This window comes from Desulfonatronum lacustre DSM 10312 (genome assembly GCF_000519265.1).
Classification (GTDB): Bacteria; Desulfobacterota; Desulfovibrionia; order Desulfovibrionales; family Desulfonatronaceae; genus Desulfonatronum; species Desulfonatronum lacustre.
The window spans coordinates 1,746,798-1,765,540 of record NZ_KI912608.1 but is presented as its reverse complement, the minus strand read 5'-3'; the positions used below and the strand labels follow the sequence as shown (position 1 = coordinate 1,765,540).

Here is an 18,743-nt window from a genome sequence, read left to right as displayed (position 1 = left end):
TGAACCACTGAACCGTGAACCGTGAACCAACAATAACCGTAAACCCTCTCAACAGAGGTACTGATATGCCCAGGAAACATTCCACTCCATCCAAAAAAAAAAACTCAGGCCAATCGCCTCCCACTCCGGCCTCCGCGGTTCCTTCCCTGTATGTCGCGGTGGGGGCGTCCGCGGGCGGGTTGGAGGCCATTGAGTCCTTTTTTACCGGCATGGCCCCGGACAGCGGGCTGGCCTTCGTGGTCATCCAGCACCTTTCACCGGATTACAAGAGCCTGATGGTGGAAATCCTGTCCAAGAAAACCGCGATGCCGGTCCACCGGGCTGAGGACGGGATGGTGGTTCTGCCCAACAATGTCTATTTGATCCCGCCCAAGAAAAACCTGACCATTTTTCATGGCAAGCTGCTCTTGAATGACCAGGAGCACGTCCGGGGAATCATCAACCTGCCCATTGACATTTTCCTGCGCTCTCTGGCCGAGGATCAGGGGGAAAAGGCCGTGGCCGTGATTCTTTCGGGATCAGGCAGCGACGGGATGCGCGGGGTCCGGGTCATCAAGGAATTCGGCGGCATGGCCATGGTGCAAAGCGAAGATTCGGCCAAGTTCGACAGCATGCCCAGGGCGGCCGTTTCCACCGGCCTAGTGGATTTTATCCTGCCGCCGGACGAGATGCCCGAACGCCTGCTGTCCTATGCCAAGCACCCCTTTGTGGTGAAGGCGGAGCGCTCCGAAACCGTGATCAGCGACGAGGACGCCCTGGCGCGCATTTTTTCCATCCTGCGTGAGAAGTTCAAGGTGGATTTCACCTATTACAAGCCCAGCACGGTGACCCGGCGGATCGAACGGCGGATGTCCATCAACCGGATCGACGAAATCAAGGAATATGTGGCCTATATGCAGAGTTATCCTGCCGAGGCGGCCACTTTGTTCCGGGAACTGCTCATCGGCGTGACCCGCTTTTTTCGGGACCGGGATGTTTTCGACTTTGTGCGGCAGGAGTGTTTGCCCGACGTCCTGGACAGGGCCGCGAATCGGGAAAGCAGGTTCTGGGTCGCCGGGTGTTCCACGGGCGAGGAGGCGTATACCCTGGCCATCCTGGCCAAGGAATACATGCTGGAGTCCGGAGTGAACCGTGAATTGAAGATATTCGCCACGGACATCGACCGCAACGCCGTGCAGTTCGCGGCCAACGGCGTCTACCCGGAAAGCATTGTCGCGGATGTTCCGGAAGACCTGATGATCAAGTATTTCTACAAGAGGAAGGACAGTTATCAGATTTCCCGGGAGATTCGGGAAATGGTCGTCTTTGCCCAGCACAACCTGATCAAGGATCCTCCCTTTACCAATATTGATCTGATCTCCTGCCGCAATCTGCTCATCTATTTTCAGCCGGTCTTGCAGCGCAAGGTTTTCGAGTTTTTCAATTTTTCTCTCAACCTGCGTGGATTGCTGGTTTTGGGCACCAGCGAGACCATCGGCGACATGGGCGACTATTTTGAAAATGTGGATCAAAAGCGCAAAGTGTATCGGACCCGGGGGCGACTCAGGCACATCAAGGATTCCAGTGAACTCCCCCAGGTTCCGAGCCGCAACTATCGGGAAGCCGGAAGGCCTTTTGCCGGTGTGCGTCGGGATCAGCGCGGCGAGGACCGTGTTCTGGAACGGTTCATCGAGGCGCTCAGCGAAGACCTGGATCACCTGGCCGTTATCGTGAATGAGCAGATGGAGGTCTTGCATATTATCGGCGAGACCGAAGGCTACTTCAAGCTGCCCTCGGGCAGGCTGTCCACGGATATTTCCAAGATGGCGGCCAAGGATCTGGCCATTCCCTTGTCCACGGGCATTCAAAAGGTTTTTCGCAAGCAGGAGGCGTTGCGCTTTTCGAACATCAGGCTGCGCCACCAGGATGGATTCAGGATGGTGGATTTGCGCATCAAGCCTTTGCCCCAAATAAAAGGCCAGGAGCCACTGGTGGCCGTTTTTCTGAACGAGGTCAGAAAGCCGGCCACCCCGGATGCGGCGCAGACCACACAGACCTATGACGTCTCTCACGAGGCCGAACAGCGCATCAGCGATCTGGAGCAGGAACTGCAATTCACCCGGGAAAACCTCCAGGCCACGGTGGAAGAATTGGAGACGTCCAACGAGGAGCTGCAGGCCACCAATGAAGAGCTGCTGGCGAGCAATGAGGAATTGCAGTCCACCAATGAGGAGCTGCAGTCCACCAACGAAGAGCTGTATACGGTGAATTCCGAATACCAGTCCAAGATCATGGAACTGAGCGAATTGCATAATGATGTCGACAACCTGCTGAGTGCCAGCCAGATCGGACAGCTCCTGCTGGACGAGAACATGGAAATCCGACGGTTTTCACCCAAAATTTCCAATATTTTTAAAATTTTGGAGAGCGACATCGGGCGCCCGCTGACCCACATTTCCCATAACCTGGAGGAAGTCGATCCGGTGCGGATCATCGAGGCGGTGCAAGGCCACGGCAGGCTGGAAGAGCACGAGGTTCGCGCCGGGGGTGGGCGGTGGCATCTGATGCGGGTCATTCCCTATGTCGTGGGCCCGGAGGTTATTTCCGGAACGCTGATCTCCTTTGTGGACATCACCAAAATCAAGGAGGCCGAAGACGCTCTGCGATCCAGCGAAGCCAAGCATCGCCGGCTCTTTGAAACCATGTCCCAGGGGGTGGTCTATCACTCCGTGGATGGCGCGATTATCTCAGCCAATCCCGCGGCCGAGCAGATTCTTGGCCTGACCCTGGAACAGATGCTGGGCAAGACGTCCATGGATCCGCGCTGGCGAATGATTCTTGAGGACGGCGACGAGGTGCCGGGGACGGATCATCCGGCCATGATCGCCCTGCGCACGGGGCAAAAGCTGGGGCCCGTGATCCGGGGCGTCTTTCACCCGGACAAGAACGCGCACATCTGGCTGGTCATTACCGCGACGCCGCTTTTTCAGCCCGGCGAAGCAACACCCTTTCAGGTCTATGCAACATTTGAAGACATCACGGAAAAGCGCAAGGCGGAGCAGGATTACCAAACCTTGTTCAACAAAATGCTCAACGGCTTCGCGGTGCATGAGATCATCCGCGACCCTCTGGGTGATCCCGTGGACTATCGATTTCTTGCCGTGAACCCCGCCTTTGAGAAAATGACCGGGCTCAAGGGCGAACAGATTGTCGGCAGGACTGTCCGTGACGTTCTTCCGGCCACGGAAAAGCACTGGATCGAGACCTATGGACAGGTGGCCAAGACCGGGGAGTCGGTTACATTTGAAAATTATACCAAGGAATTGGACAAGTATTTCCAGGTCTCGGCTTTCCGACCTGCTCCGCGTCAATTTGCCTGCATCTTCGCGGACATCACGGATCGCAAACTGGCGGAAGAACAGGCCCGGTCCGCGCAGCAACGGTTGGTGACGGTTTTGGACAGCATCAATGCCCTGATCTACGTCGCGGACATGGAGACCCACGAGATTCTGTTCATCAACAGGTACGGTCAAGGGGATTTCGGCGACGCGATCGGTAGAAAGTGTTGGAGCGTCCTCCAGGATGATCAACAAGGACCCTGTGATTTCTGCACCAACCATAAGCTTCTGGACGCCCAGGGCAGTCCGACCGGGGTTCACTCCTGGGAGTTTTTCAACGAGAAGACGGGAAAATGGTACCACTGCTTTGACAGGGCCATTCAGTGGACGGACGGCAGGATGGTCAGGCTGGAGAGCGCCTTTGAGATTACGGAGCGCAAAAGACTCGAGGGTGAGAAGACCCAACTCGTCGGGGGAAAGGAACATGCGTGATGGTTTTGACGAAAGGCTGCGACGTTTGCGCACCCAGGCTGAGGCGCGCCTGGAAAAGGCATCCCAGCCGGTTGACAAGCTCTCCGGGCCGGAGATCAAGGACTTGATCCATGATTATCAGGTTCATCAGATCGAACTGGAAATCCAAAACGAGGAATTGCGCGAAACCCAGAAGCAGTTGGAACTGGTCAGGGATAGATACGCCAGGCTCTTTAACGATGCGCCGGTCGGGTATTTGACCATTGATGAAACCGGGATCATCGTCCAGACCAATGAGACCTTTGCCGGGATGGTCGGGCGGGAGCCCGCGTACCTGTCCGGAAAGGCCCTGGCCGACTGTATTGATCCCACGGAACGCTCGGCTTTTTATGGACGGTTCAAGGCCTTTTTCAAGAATCCCCAGGGAAAGCATTTGGATTTCCGGCTGCATGGCCAAAACGGCGGTCCAACCGTGCGGTGCGTCGGGAGAATGGAAAAGGAAAGCCAGGACCAGCCGGCTCATGACGCCCGGCGGCATCTGCTGCTCATCCTCACCGACATCAGTGAGCAGGTCCGGGCTGAGGCGGCGCGCCGCGAAAGTGAGGAGCGCTACCGGTTGCTCTCCGATGTGACCCTGGAAGGGATCGTCATCCACAAAAATGGAGTGGCCAGGGACTTGAATCCCTCGTTGAGCAGGTTGTTCGGCTATGAACGGGATGAACTTTTGGGGGTGAACATCCTGGAGCTGCTCATTCATGAGGAGGATCGGGACATTGTCAGGTCCAACATCGTCAAGGAGTATGCCCGGCCCTACACGGTCCGGGCCGTCAAAAAGAGCGGAGAGGTTTTTTACGCCGAGCTGGAAGCGCGAGATTTCATAACCCGGGATGAAACCCTGAGGGTTGCCGCGGTGCGCGACATTACCCAACGCAAACTGGCGGAACAAGAAATCGTACAGATCAATGAACAATTGCAGCAGGCGATTGCGGAAAAAGACATGCTCTTCGCCATCATTGCCCATGACCTGAAATCCCCCATGTCCGGCCTCTTGGTCTCGACGGAAATGCTGGCCCGGGAACCGGAGATCTTTTCCGAGCGGGATTTCGGGTTCCTTGCCACCGCCCTGCACAAGAACGCCCGAAACACCTTCAACCTCCTGGAAGACCTGCTGCAATGGGCTCGGATGAGCCAGGGAGGGATCGATTTCGAACCCACGCCGACCAGCCTGGACAACCTGCTGCACATGGGGTTGTCCACGGCCAAGGATCTGGCCAAGGGCAAGGAAATTTCCCTTCGCGTGGACATTCCTCCGGGGCTGACCGTTCTGGTTGATCAGCCCATGATCAAGACCGTGATCCGGAACGTTCTCTTCAATGCCGTCAAGTTTACCCCCCGCCGAGGCGAGATCGCCATCACGGCCCGGCTAGCGGACCGGAAAGTGACCATGGCGATTCAGGACAACGGCATAGGTATGAGCGAGCAGGTGCTGTCCTCCATTTTCACCCTGGAAAAAGGAAAACGACAGCTGGGAACGGATGGCGAAAAGGGAACCGGCCTGGGGCTTGTGCTGTGCAAGCAGTTTATCGAAAAGCACGGAGGCCGAATCCGGCTGGAAAGCCTCCCCGGCCACGGTACGACGGTGTATTTCACGTTGCCGGAGGCCTGAGGGAGCTGAACCCTGAACCAACCCATACCTCCATGAAAACATACAGCTACAAAAAGGTTTTCCAGGTCGTGGTCGTCGCCATCCTGCTGCTCTCCGGCACGGTCGTGGGCTACTTCTGGATCAAGCGCGAGCACCAGTATCAGCTCGAGACGATGCAGCGCATCCATGAAGACCATTTCGCCCTGCGCAAGGCCGAGGTCCGGGCCATTGTCCAGCAACTGGTTGAAGAAATAGCCTTTCATCAGGCCGAAGTCGAGGATCGGCTGAAGCGGAATATTCTTGAAAAGGTCCGCGTGGCCATTGACATCGCCACGGCGATCCATGCCCGGGAAAGCGGGTCGCGCGACGAGGCCGAGGTCAGGCAACTGATCATCGACGCCTTGATGCCGCTGCGTTTTTTTAATGGCCGCGGCTACTATTGGATTCACGACACGGACCATATTCTCGTGGCCCACCCTTTTCGTGAAGGGTCCATTGGGGGGGACGACACCGATCTTGTGGACAGCCAAGGGCAATTGCTGATCCAGAGTTTCGTCGCCGCGGCCTTGTCCGATTCGCGAGGCGGGTTTGTCGACTATTACTGGAGCAAACCAGAGATCGACGAGCGTTACCACCGGCAGCTGGGGCGGAAGAAAATTGCCTACCTTCAGTTGTTCGAGCCGTACAACTGGGTGATCGGCGTTGGGGAATACGTGGAGGATGTCGAAGCTCAAACCCAGGAGGCCATGATCAGGCGTATTGCCGCCGTCCGCTACGGAGAGGTCGGATATATATTCAATCACACGCGGGAGGGTGTCTGCCTCAATCATGTCAATAAGGAGAACATCGGCCGGAACCGCTGGGAACTGCTGGACGCGTCCGGCATGAAACTGGTGCAGGAGCTGGATCGCGTCGGCCGACAGCCCGGCGGTGGGTTCCTGGAATATGTGGCCACCATTGATCCGCGCACAGGCGAACCGGCCAAGAAGCTCAGCTTTGTCCGGTCCGTGGACGACTGGGGCTGGGTGTTGGGGACAGGCGTGTACATTGAGGATATCGAAGCGCGGTTGGCCGAAGTGCAGGCGGGCATGAACCAACGTCTGGTCGTCAATGTCCTGATTGCCGGAATCGCTCTTTGCGTTACGGCAATGCTGGTGCTGCTGGTCAGCCATCGCATGGCCGCCTGGTTCTCTCGTGAATTGGATCTGATCGTCTCCCGCAGCGAAAGCGGCGAGGATACGCCGGTGGATCTGAACGCGCTGCGCATCGCCGAGTTGCGCGAGATCGGCGCGAAATCAAACATGGTTCTGGCCCAGAAAGCCAAGATCCAGGCCCAGTTGCTTCAGGCCCAGAAGATGGAATCCGTGGGCATTCTGGCCGGGGGCGTGGCCCACGACTTCAACAATCTGCTCCATGTGATGCGCGGCAATATCGAGTTATTGATCCGGAGCGTATCCAGCGACTCCCAAAGTGCGGCCCGGATGGAATCCGTCACCAAGTCCCTGGACCGGGCAGCCAGGCTTGTCCAACAGCTTCTGCTCTTCAGTCGCAAGGCTGAATCCGGCAAGGAGCCGGTCGATCTGAACCAGGAAGTTCGCGAGGCGGCCCAGATGCTGGAGCGGACCATTCCCAAGATGATCGCCTTGGAACTGCGCCTTAATCCGGCGGTCCGTCCGATATCCGGCGACCCGGTGCTGATGGAACAGATCCTGCTCAACCTGGCCAACAATGCCGTTGACGCCATGCCCGAGGGCGGTCGGTTGATCATCGAAACCAGCAATGTGGAACTGGACTCAAATTTCGTTGTCAGCCATCCCGGCTCGTCCGTGGGATGTCACGTGCTCCTGACGGTCACCGACACGGGATGCGGCATGGACGAGGCAACGCTCAAGCAGGCTTTCGACCCCTTCTTCACCACCAAGGAAGTGGGCCAGGGCACCGGCCTGGGGCTGGCCTCGGTCTACGGCATCGTCAAAAGCCATGGCGGCTACATTCACTGTTACAGCGAACCCGGCCAAGGCACGACGTTCCGGATTTTCCTGCCGGCCGCCGATCCCTTCGAGGAAGGGTCGGGCGAGCCACATCAACCCGAAGCCAAGCCCAAGGCCGATATGGACGGCGACAACGACGTCAGAACCATCCTGGTGGTGGACGACGAGCCGACAATCCGGGAGCTGACTCAGGAGGCCCTGGAAGACTTCGGCTATGTCGTGCTCCACGCGGCCAACGGGGAAGAAGCCCTGGATATCTACCAGGAGCACGGCCAAACCATCGACCTGGTCCTGCTGGACCTGAACATGCCCGGCATGGGCGGCCACAAATGCCTCCAGGAACTGCTCCGCCTCGACCCGGCTGTTCGGGTGCTTATCTCCAGCGGCTATTCGGCCAACGGTCAGGCTAGGGAAAGCCTAAAATCCGGGGCAGCGGGCTTCATCGGCAAGCCGTATCAGTTGAAGGAACTGGAGGCCGCGGTGCGGGAGGCGCTGGGGAGGGAGTGAGGCCCGTCCCGGACTCAACCAGATGGCAGGCGAATCTCATGGAGTACTGATCATGTTCACCACATGCCCCCAAAGTCGCCATGACGTCGGCGGCGTGATCGGCTTCAACGATCCGGATTTCTTCGATCACGCCCCCATCGGCATCTTCACCTCCACGCCTGAGGGAAAGTACCTTTCGGTCAATACCGCCTTGGCCAGGATGTTCGGCTATAAATCTCCCCAGGAGTTTCTGGAGGCGGTCCAGGACATCCCCGGTCAGGTCTACGTCGATCCCACGGACAGGGAGGAATTCAAGCGGCTCCTGGAAGAACACGGCCAGGTCTGGAACCATCAGGGCCGTCGGCTGCACCGGGACGGTTCTGTTTTTTGGGTGTCCGTGAATGCACGGGTGGTCCGGGATCAAAACGGAGAGATTGCTTGTTATCAGGGATTCACCACGGATATTACCGAGGCCAAACTGGATCATGAGAAACTGCTGGAAAGCGAAGACAGAAACAAGGCCCTGCTCAACGCCCTGCCGGATTTTATGTTCCTCTTCAGTCGGAGCGGGGTGTTTTTGGATTACCATGCGCCATGCGGCGCTCTCCTGATGGAGCCGGACATGTTTCTGGGCCGTAATGTGCGGGATGTCCTTGGCCCGGATATCGCTGAGCAGAGCCTCCGGCACATCGACCGGGTTGCTGAAACGGGGGCATGCGTTTCCTACGGATATGAACTTGTCTTTAACGGTGAAACCAAGTGTTACGAAAGCCGGATGACGGGCTGTGGCGAGCATTTTTTGGCCATTGTCCGGGACGTCACGGATCTCAGAAGATCCCAGGAGGCTTTGAAGGAACAGACCCGCCTTCTGGGGAAAATCACGGACAACATGCTCGACATGGTGACCCTCACCGATTTGGAGGGCAAAATTTTGTTTCTCAGCAGGTCCGGCAGTCTTTTGGGGCATGACGTCGATTCCCGGCTGGGCAGGAACATCATGGAGTTCGTCCACCCGGAGGACAAGCCGAAGATCATGGCGGCTTTTGAGGATTTTCTGGCCGTCAAGGACGGTGCGCGAAAGGCCGAGCTGAGATGTTCTCGGGCCGACGGAAGCTACCTTTGGCTTGAGACGGTGGGAGGCTTTATTTTTGACGACCAGGGCAATCCCAAGGAACTCCTCTTCAGTTCTCGGGACGTCACCGAGCGAAAGAAGGCCGAGGCGGCGCTCCAGAAAAGCAACGCCGACCTGAAAGCAGCGGAGCGATTGGCCCGCATGGGCAGTTGGAAATACGATCCGGTTCGCGATGTTTTCACGGGGTCGGAAGAAGCGTTCAGCATTATCGGCATGGAAGGAGAGGGAGAACTTCTTTTTGATGACGTCTTGTGGATCATCCATGAAGATGATCGCGAGTTCACGGTCATGACCCGGGACAAGCTCTTGCGGTCTCCCCAGGCATTTGATTTTGAACTGCGGGTCGTTGTCCGAGGCCAACGGAAATGGGTCAGGGTCCTTGGGGACGTGAAGGTCGATAATGGCGACAAGGCCGTGACGATCATTGGCATGCTTCAGGACATAACCGAGAAAAGACAGTTGGAAATCGCCAAGAAGGAACAGGAGGAGCAGCTGGCACAGGCTTCCAAAATGACCGCCCTGGGCACCCTTGTGGCCGGGGTGGCTCACGAGATCAACAACCCCAACAATCTGATCATGCTCAACGCGCCTCTCTTGGAGCGGGCCTGGAGGGACGTGTCGTCCATACTGGAAGAGTATTGGCGGACCAACCCCGACCTCAAACTTGCCGGAATTCCCTTTGGCGAGATGCGCGAGCACGCCCTGGAATTGTATTCCGGGATCAATGAAGGAAGCAGGCGTATTGCCAAGATTATCAATGAACTGAAGGATTTTTGCCGTCAGACGCCTTTGGATATGGCAGCCCAAGTAAATATCAACGAGGTGGTCGAATCGGCTCTGGTTTTGATCGGGAAGGCCGTCTCCAGGTACACGGACAACTTCAGCGTAACGCTCTCGTCGGATTTGCCGCTGATCCAGGGGGACCATCACAAGCTGGAGCAGGTGGTGGTCAACCTGTTGCTGAATGCCTGTCAGGCCTTGACCGACAAGCAACAATCCATTGTTCTGGAGACGCACCATGTCCCGGAGCGCAAGGCCGTGGCCGTCCGGATCACGGACCAGGGCGAGGGGATTCGTCCCGAAGACATGAACCGCGTCCTTGATCCGTTCTACAGCACGCGACACAAAACCGGAGGGACCGGGCTGGGATTGTCCATCAGTTCCGCGATCATCCAGGATCATGGGGGCGACATTCATTTTGAATCCAGTCCGGGGCAGGGCACGATGGTCACCGTGCTCCTGAGCGTCCCGGAGTAGCGCGGTTTACCAATTCTACTTCGGCAATGCGTTTTTCGCTTGAGAAAATGCAGTTATCGGGGTCGGCGTCGGTATCGGTATCGGTATCGATACTGTTTGTTCGCCAATAATCCTAATTCGACCCCGATGCCGATACCGATGCCGATACCGAAAGAGAAGCTTTGAGTTAGAAATGGTGTTACCCACACGCAAGGACGATCATGCCTGATTCCACGTCTCATCTTCCCGTTTACATCCTCGACGACGAGCAGGCTCTGACGCGAAGCTTTTTGTTGACGCTGAAATCATTCGGCTTCGCGGACGTCCGGACGTTTCATGACGGCCGAGAAATCCTGGACCATTTTTCAGAGCAGGAAAGCGGGGTGCTCTTGCTGGATCTTTCCATGCCGGGCATGCCCGGGGAGGAGGTCCTGGGACGGGTTCGGGAATGCAGTCCGCTGGTGCAGGTGGTGGTGGTCACCGGGATCAACGAGGCGGATACGGCGGTGCGGTGCATCCAGGCCGGAGCGTTCGACTATCTGGTCAAGCCCGTGGAGCCGGACAGGCTGGTGACCACGGTGCGCCGGGCCATGAGCCATGCTTCGGTTCTGGAGCAGAATAGCCGATTGAGACGAAAATTGCTCACAGGCGACCTGGATCAGCCGGATGTTTTCCGGAGGATCATCACCCAGGATCCTCGGATGCGGGCAATCTTCAGCTATGTTGAGGTCGTCGCTCCCTTGTCCGCTCCCGTGCTCGTCACCGGAGAAACCGGGACCGGCAAGGATTTGCTGGCCGCGGCCCTGCACGAAGCCAGCGGGCGCAAGGGCCGGTTCATCGGGCTGAACGCTGCCGGCCTGGACGACAATGTCTTCGCGGACACGCTGTTCGGGCACGTCAAGGGGGCGTTCACCGATGCCCGCGAAGCCCGGAAAGGGCTTGTGGAGCAGGCTGAGGGCGGCTCGTTGTTTCTGGATGAAATCGGCGATCTGACCCCGGCTTCGCAGGTCAAACTGCTCAAACTCATCCAGGACCGCGTTTACTATCCCCTGGGATCGGACACGCCCAAGACGTGCACGGCCAGAATCATCGCCGCCACCAACCGGGACCTGAAGGCGGCTCAGAAGCACGGCCAGTTCCGAGAGGATTTGCTGTACAGAATCAACACCTATCACATCCATCTTCCGCCCTTGCGGGAGCGGAAGGGCGATATTCCGTTCCTGACCGAGTTCTTCCTGGCCGAGGCCGGTTCCGAACTGAACGTGAACCGGGAACCGCTGTCTCCTCGTGTCGCGGAACTGTTGGCGTCGTATGGTTTCCCAGGCAATATCCGGGAGCTTCGCTCGCTTGTCTTCGCGGCCATGGCCGAAGGCGGCATGGCGATCCTGGGAAAACGGGTCGCCGACCTCACGGGGATCGGTCTGGCCGGCCCGGTCGCGAGGCAACGAAATCCCGACCGCCGCTCCGCGTCATGGCAGTACCCCGACCCCCTCCCCACCCTGGAACAAGCCGGCGACATGCTGGTGGAACAGGCGCTGCGGACAACCAACGGTAATCAGTCCAAGGCAGCGGCAATCCTTGGTATTACCCGGCAAGCATTGAATAAGCGGGTTAAAAAGGCGCGGTAGCCCCAATCCGCTTCTTTCGTCCAGAGGCTTTTGACGTATAGGGAGGCGTTGCCGCCAATTTATTCCCGCGTTTTCACAACCCCTTTCATTCAAGAATGTCAACCCGGGTTGACGCCTTCAACTTTCGTCAACCCTGGCTGCATCACTCGCCTTTCTTGACCTTTCCGGTCCAAACATCCCCTTTGACAATCAGGGTTGACGGCTTTGGCTGTCTCCTTTCGCCCCGGTCTTTCACATATTTCCTTTTATTCCAGATTTGTATGCTGCTGCGAGCCCGTGGCACACCTTGTGCTTACGCAAGGGCATGGACGGAAAGCTTATCCTCATCGTTGACGATGAGCCCAGGGTTCGTTTCACCTTGGCGCTGATTCTCAAGCATCACGGGTTCCAGGTGCTGGAAGCGGATAACGGCTTGGAAGCTCTGCGGATTTTGGCGAAGGCGCCGGAGCAGGTTCAGAGGGTCGACTTGGTCGTAACCGACATCAAGATGCCCGTCATGGACGGTCTGGAACTCATTAAGATCCTCAAGCAGTCCGATGATCCGATCAATATCTTGGTCATGACCGGATACGGCGACAGGGAAACCATGTCGCTGCTTCAGGGAATGGGAGTGTGCGGCGTGCTCCATAAACCGTTTGACGGCGAACAGTTGATCGCCGCGATTCGTCCGGCCCTGGCGGAGAGTTGACTGGCCGGTGACAAGCGGCATTTGCCGTGAACAACCATTTTTTGAATCGGAAATCTGATACTATCGATACGAAGGAGAAACCATGCAACAACACGAATCGGACCAAAAAAAAGACAGCAATCTCCTGCAACTGGTCACGTTCCACATCGGCGAGGAGGAGTTCGGGGTGGAGATCCTTAAGGTTCAGGAGATCATCCGGATGATGGGCATCACCCGGGTGCCCAAGGCCCCGGATTTCGTGGAAGGCGTGATCAATCTGCGGGGCAAGGTCATTCCTATTATTGACCTGCGGACACGTTTCGGCATGGCCGCCCAGGAGCACGACAAGCACACTCGGATCATCGTCATTGAAATCAACGCCGTCATCATCGGCTTCGTGGTGGACTCGGTGTCCGAGGTGCTGCGCATTCCAGGTAATACGGTGGAACCGCCACCGCCGATTATTTCCGGGATCGAATCGGAATATATCCGGGGGGTGGGAAAGCTGGCGGATCGGTTGCTGATCTTGCTGGATCTGGACAGTCTGTTGAGCAAAGGCGAACAAAGCATGTTGAAGAGCATTTAGTACACGGAAACTATTATAAAACGAAGGAGATGAAACATGAAAAACATACCTATTGGAATCAAGCTGCTTGGCGGCTTTTTGACCTTGCTGGTCCTGGTCTGCGGCGGGTTGGGGTACATTGCCTACGATCGCGCCTCCCGTGCCGTGGTCGCCCAGGTGGAGGAAAATATTCCGCTGATGGCCGAGGATGGAGCCAAGCTTGTCAGGAGTCAGCTGGATTATCACATTTTGGCTCTGGAAGGCATTGCCAACCGCCATGTGATCCGCTCCATGGACTGGATGCAGCAGCGGCCTGCCCTGGAAAATGAGACCGTCCGATTGAACTATCTGGGAATGGGGGTCATCTCCCCGAACGGCTTGGCCCGCTATCCGGACGGAACCACGGCGGAACTGAGCGACAGAGCGTATTTCCAAGATGCCATGGCAGGCCGGACGGTCTTTTCCAACGTGATTATCAGTCGCGTGACCAATCAACCGGTGTTGATTCTGGCCACGCCCATCAGGGGAGACCGGGGGCAGGTCCAGGCCGTGCTTATGGCCCGCCTGGACGCCACGATGCTCAGCGAGATCACGGACGAGATCGGATACGGGGCGGCGGGGTACTCCTACATCATCGACGACAAGGGGGCCTTGATCGCCCATGGCAACAGGCAGTTCGTGATGGACCAGCGCAACTTCATCGAAGAGGCGCGGACGGATGCCCAGTTCGCCCCGTTGGCGGCCATGTTCCAGCGGATGGTTCGAGGCGAGTCGGGTTTTGATGCGTACCCGTTCATGGGGACGGACCGTTTTTTTGGGTTCGCGCCTATTCCCGGCACCGGTTGGTCCATTGCCGTGGGGGCCATGCAGGACGACGTGCTGGCACCGGTGTATCAGTTGCGTTGGGCCGTGGCCATCGCTTCCCTGGTTTTCTTCGGTGTAGGCATCATTATCGCCCTACTGGTCAGTCGCGCCATCACCGGCCCGGTGAGTCGTCTGATGACGTACGCCGACGCCGTGGCCAAGGGCGACTTGCAGGCTCGGTCCGGCATTGACCAGAAAGACGAAATCGGGCGCTTGAACCTGAGCATTCAGGCCATGGTTCAATCCTTGATCGAAAAAATGAAGGAGGCCGAGCACCAGTCCGAACTGGCCCGACAAGAGACGGAAAAAGCCCAGGTCGCCACGCGAGAGGCCGAGGAAGCCCGAGCCCAGGCCGAGACGGCCAAACGCGACGGCATGCTTGAGGCCGCGACCAATATCGAGGGCGTGGTGGAGCGAATGACTTCCGCCTCGGAGGAATTGTCGGCCCAGGTGGAAGAGGCCAGCCGGGGCGCGGAGGAGCAGACGAGCCGTACCGGGGAAACGGCCACGGCCATGGAGGAGATGAACGCCACGGTGCTGGAAGTGGCCAAGAACGCTTCCCAGGCAGCCGAAGCCTCGGACCAGGCCCGGACCAAGGCCGGGGACGGCGCCAAGGTGGTCAGTGCCTCGGTGGAAGCCATCAACACGGTGCAGACCAAGGCCCAGGAAATGAAGAACAACCTGGATCATCTCGGACGGCAGGCCGAACAGATCGGCAAGATCATGACTGTGATCGAGGACATCGCGGACCAGACCAACCTCCTGGCCCTGAACGCGGCCATTGAGGCGGCACGGGCCGGGGACGCGGGACGTGGATTCGCCGTGGTGGCCGACGAGGTGCGCAAGCTGGCCGAGAAGACCATGAATGCCACCAAGGAAGTGGGCGAAGCCATCTCCGCCATTCAGCAAGGCACCCAGGCCAACATCCGGGGCATGGACCAATCCGTGACCGCCATTGAGGACGCCACCAGACTGGCCAACCAATCCGGGGACGCGCTGCGGGAAATCCTGGCCCTGGCCGAACAGGCCGCGGATCAGGTTCGGTCCATCGCCACGGCAGCGGAACAACAGTCCGCCACCAGCGAGGAAATCAACCGCGGAGTGGAGGATATCAACCGGATTTCCTCGGAAACCAGCGAGGTCATGAACCAGTCGGCCCAGGCCATCTCCGAACTGGCCAGGCAGGCCGTGGAACTGCAAGAGGTGGTACAGCGGATGAAGCAGGGGTGAAGCTGAATCTCCCGAAGCCATCTGAATGAGGGCGAAAAACGGAGATTCGTATCGGGCCACCGGCCGAGGCATGCGCCTCGGCCGGTGGCCCGATTTTGTATCTACTCAGCACATTTTGTATCCGCCCTTGCTCCGGCAATCGGAGTCGGGGTCGCTATCGGAATCGGAATCGGAACAGGAAAAATTTTGAACGCATCCCAGCGTTTTCGATCCCGATCCCGATTCCGATTCCGACCCCGGCAACAGAATTCCTCTGTGCTGAGTAGTTACCGAGCGGGAAGACTGGGCCTCAAAGCCCGCAATGGTCCGTCAGTTCCAGATTGCGGGCGGCCTTGACTTCGTCCAGGCGGCTGACCGGGGTTTGTTGGGGCGCGGATTGAACCGCGGCGGGGTCCTGGTCGGCCTGTTCGAGGATGGCGATCAGGTCGTCCACGAACTGGTCCAGGGTGTTCAGGGACTCGGTTTCCGTGGGCTCGAACATCAGGGCTTCCTTGACGATCAAGGGAAAATAGACCGTGGGGGCGTGATGGCCTTTGTCCAGCAGGGCCTTGGCAATGTCCAGGGCCCGGACGCCCTTGGCCGCCTGGCGCACGGCCGAGGCCACGAATTCGTGCATGCAGATCCGGTTGAACGGGATTTCCAGATGCTCTTCGAGGCGCTTGCGCAGGTAATTGGCCGCGAGAACCGCGTTTTCCGAAACCCGGATCAGCCCCTCCCTGCCCAGACGCAGAATGTAGGCGTAGGCTTTCAGGTAGACGCCGAAGTTGCCGTAGAACGGGGCCACGTAGCCGATGGATCTGGGGTAGTCGTAATCCAGAAAGAACTGGCCGTCCTCCAGCTTGACCACCCGGGAAATCGGCAAAAAGTCCACAAGCCGCTCGCATACGCCCACCGGACCGGAGCCCGGACCGCCGCCGCCGTGCGGGGTGCCGAAGGTTTTGTGCAGGTTCAGGTGGACCACGTCGAAACCCGCGTCGCCCACGCGCATCTTGCCCAGAATGGCGTTCAGGTTCGCGCCGTCGTAGTAGAGCAGGGCGTCCACGGAGCGGACCAGTTCCACGATCCGGGGCAGATGCTGCTCGAACAGGCCCAGGGTGTTGGGGCAGGTCATCATCACCGCGGCCACGTCCTCGCTGAGTACGGCTTCCAGGGCTTGAGGATCGACGATCCCGTCCCTGGATTCCAGGCTGATCACGTCAAAGCCGGCGATGGCCGCGGAAGCCGGGTTGGTGCCGTGGGCCGAGTCCGGGACCACGACCTTGGTCCGCTTGCGGCCTTTGTCCTTGTGGTAGGCGGCGATGATCATCGCTCCGGTCAGCTCGCCGTGGGACCCGGCCATGGGGTGGACCGTGAAACCGGCCATGCCCGTGATTTCGCAGAGCAGCCGTTCGGTTTCGAAAATCACTTCCAGTGCGCCCTGGGCGAAATGGCCCGCTCCCCGGAACTGGGGCACCAGCGGGTGCAGGCGGCTGAAGCCCGGCAGGGCCGCGGCCTGTTCCATGAATTTGGGGTTGTACTTCATGGTGCAGGAGCCCAGGGGGTAAAAGTGACTGTCCACGCCGAAATTGAGCCGGGAAAGCCGCGTGAAATGGCGAACCACGTCCAGTTCGCCAACCTGGGGCAGACAAGGCAGTCCGTCCCGGGCCAGCTCCTGGGGGATCAAACCGGTCAAGTCTTTCTTCAACTCCCGCAGCCCGACGCCGGGGCGTCCGGAAACGGATTGTTCGAATATGGTCTTCATAACGCGCCTCCCAGCAACTCCTTGAGGATGCCGATGTCTTCGCGGGTGTTTTTTTCCGTGCAGGCGATGAGCAGGACGTTTTCCAGGCCTGGGTAGTAGCGACCCAGGGGAAAGCCGGGCAAAAAGCCGCGTCGGGTCAGGCGGTCGATGACGTGGTAGACGGGCTTGGGCAGGACCAGGGCGAACTCATTGGCGAACGGGCGTTGACTGAGCAGTCTGGCTCCGGGGAGCTTGAGCAGGCGCCTGGCCGCGTAGTGGGCCAGTTCGGAGCAGTGTGTGGCGGTGTTGGCCAGCCCACGGGGGCCCATCAGGCAGAGGTAGGTGATGGCGCGCAGGGCGCAGAGGGCCTGGTTGGAGCAGATGTTAGAAGTGGCTTTTTGGCGGCGAATGTGCTGCTCACGGGCCTGGAGGGTCAGGACGTAACCGGTTCGGCCCTGGGAGTCGGTGGTCCGCCCGACGATCCGGCCGGGCATCTGGCGGATCAGGGCCTTGGTGCAGGCCATCATGCCCAGATACGGCCCGCCGAAACTTAGGGGCAGGCCCAGGCTCTGTCCTTCGGCCGTGGCAATGTCCGCGCCCATGGCCCCGGGGGTCTTCAGGACGGCCTGCATCAGCGGGTAGACGGAGATGATGTTCAGGGCCCCCTGGGACCGGGCATGGGTGAACAGGCCGGAGAAGTCCTCCAGGACGCCGAAGAAGTTCGGGTTCTGGACGATGACCGCCGCGGTATCGGTATCCACCGCCGCGGACAAGGCTTTCAGGTTCGAGCCGCCTTCCCGGTGGGCGACCACGGTCATCTCCAGATGGAGGTTGGACGTGTAGCAATCCAGCATCCTGCGGTAGATGGGGTTGACGCACTCGTCCACCACGATCTTGCGGCGTTTGGTGTGGCGCACGGCCATCATCATGGCCTCGTACAGGGCGGTCCCCCCGTCGTAGACCGAGGCGTTGGCGTACTCCATGTCCAGGAGGCGGCAGACCGCGGTCTGGTACTCGAATATGGCCTGGAGCGACCCCTGGGAGGCCTCCGGCTGGTAGGGGGTGTAGGCCGTGGCGAACTCGCCGCGGGAGGTCAGAAAGTCCACCGCGGCGGGAATGGCGTGGTCGTAAAAGCCCGCGCCCAGAAACCCAACGAGCCGGGTGTTGTTTTTGTCCGCCAGAGTTTCCAGGTGCCGCATGACCTCGTGCTCGCCGAGACCTTCCGGCAGGTCGAAGCTTTTGGGCCGCAGGGCCTCGGGGATCTCCGCGAACAGGGCGTCCATGTCGGCGACGCCGACGACGTCCAGCATGCGGCGCTGTTCGTCCGGGGTGTGGGGAATGTAGGGCATGGTTTATTCTACTCGTCGCTACACTCGGCGATGGCTTTGTATTCCTCGGGGGACAGCAGGCCCTGGGGAGGCTCGCTGAGCCGCACTCGGATCATCCAGCCCGCGCCGTAAGGGTCCTGGTTGATTTTTTCCGGCGCGCCGTCCAACTCGGCATTGACTTCGACGACGGTCCCGGAAACCGGGCTGTTCAACTCGCTGGCCGCCTTGACCGACTCGATGCTCCCCATTTCCCGGCCCTGAACAACGGTGTCGCCCATGGAAGGCAGTTCGATGAAGGTGATGTCGCCAAGCTGGCACTGGGCGAAATCCGTGATGCCGATCAGGGCTTCCTGGTCGGTGACGCGGACCCATTCATGGGACGAGGTGTAGAGCAGATCATTGGGAATCATCAAGGGCTCCTTGGAGGCGGGTTCAACGGTTCAACGGTTCACGGTCCAACGGT

General features: G+C 58.9%; 11 protein-coding genes. 8 read left to right on the top strand and 3 right to left on the bottom strand.

The features are described 5' to 3' along the window. Positions 1-65 precede the first annotated feature (65 nt). The 8 genes from DESLA_RS19490 to DESLA_RS0108250 all read left to right on the top strand — a co-directional run bounded on the left by DESLA_RS19490 (position 66) and on the right by DESLA_RS0108250 (position 15,232). Positions 66-3,809: a chemotaxis protein CheB gene (locus DESLA_RS19490; RefSeq protein ID WP_084031969.1), complete on the top strand. Its 3,744-nt coding sequence runs from the start codon at positions 66-68 to the stop codon at positions 3,807-3,809. Beyond that, positions 3,802-5,454, top strand: coding sequence for a sensor histidine kinase (locus DESLA_RS0108280; protein WP_028572091.1), 1,653 nt, complete (start codon positions 3,802-3,804; stop codon positions 5,452-5,454). Before DESLA_RS19490 ends, DESLA_RS0108280 begins: the two co-directional genes overlap by 8 nt. Before the next feature lie 32 nt (positions 5,455-5,486). After that, positions 5,487-7,931 carry a cache domain-containing protein gene (locus DESLA_RS21645; RefSeq protein ID WP_051434508.1) on the top strand — a complete coding sequence of 815 codons (2,445 nt, stop codon included), beginning with the start codon at positions 5,487-5,489 and terminating at the stop codon, positions 7,929-7,931. A 52-nt stretch (positions 7,932-7,983) separates the two neighbouring features. Next, positions 7,984-10,299, top strand: coding sequence for a PAS domain-containing sensor histidine kinase (locus DESLA_RS21640; protein ID WP_051434507.1), 2,316 nt, complete (start codon positions 7,984-7,986; stop codon positions 10,297-10,299). 200 nt (positions 10,300-10,499) lie between these two features. Then, a complete protein-coding gene (locus DESLA_RS0108265; protein WP_028572090.1) occupies positions 10,500-11,906 on the top strand; it encodes a sigma-54-dependent transcriptional regulator in 1,407 nt (468 codons plus the stop codon). Positions 11,907-12,210: 304 nt separating this feature from the next. Then, positions 12,211-12,594, top strand: coding sequence for a response regulator (locus DESLA_RS0108260; protein WP_028572089.1), 384 nt, complete (start codon positions 12,211-12,213; stop codon positions 12,592-12,594). 82 nt (positions 12,595-12,676) lie between these two features. Continuing rightward, positions 12,677-13,159, top strand: a complete 483-nt coding sequence (locus tag DESLA_RS0108255; protein ID WP_028572088.1) for a chemotaxis protein CheW — start codon at positions 12,677-12,679, stop codon at positions 13,157-13,159. A gap of 36 nt (positions 13,160-13,195) precedes the next feature. Further along, positions 13,196-15,232 carry a methyl-accepting chemotaxis protein gene (locus DESLA_RS0108250; protein WP_035261563.1) on the top strand — a complete coding sequence of 679 codons (2,037 nt, stop codon included), beginning with the start codon at positions 13,196-13,198 and terminating at the stop codon, positions 15,230-15,232. Positions 15,233-15,521: 289 nt separating this feature from the next. Here the strand turns inward: DESLA_RS0108250 and gcvPB are convergent, their stop codons facing one another. From gcvPB to gcvH, 3 genes are read right to left on the bottom strand one after another with little or no spacing between them, the layout of a single operon-like run. Then, positions 15,522-16,973, bottom strand: a complete 1,452-nt coding sequence (gcvPB, locus tag DESLA_RS0108245; RefSeq protein ID WP_028572086.1) for an aminomethyl-transferring glycine dehydrogenase subunit GcvPB — start codon at positions 16,971-16,973, stop codon at positions 15,522-15,524. Next, positions 16,970-18,301, bottom strand: a complete 1,332-nt coding sequence (gene gcvPA / locus DESLA_RS0108240; RefSeq protein WP_028572085.1) for an aminomethyl-transferring glycine dehydrogenase subunit GcvPA — start codon at positions 18,299-18,301, stop codon at positions 16,970-16,972. The genes gcvPB and gcvPA overlap by 4 nt, the downstream gene beginning before the upstream one ends. Positions 18,302-18,309: 8 nt before the next feature. Beyond that, positions 18,310-18,690, bottom strand: a complete 381-nt coding sequence (gene gcvH / locus DESLA_RS0108235; protein ID WP_028572084.1) for a glycine cleavage system protein GcvH — start codon at positions 18,688-18,690, stop codon at positions 18,310-18,312. Positions 18,691-18,743 lie beyond the last annotated feature (53 nt).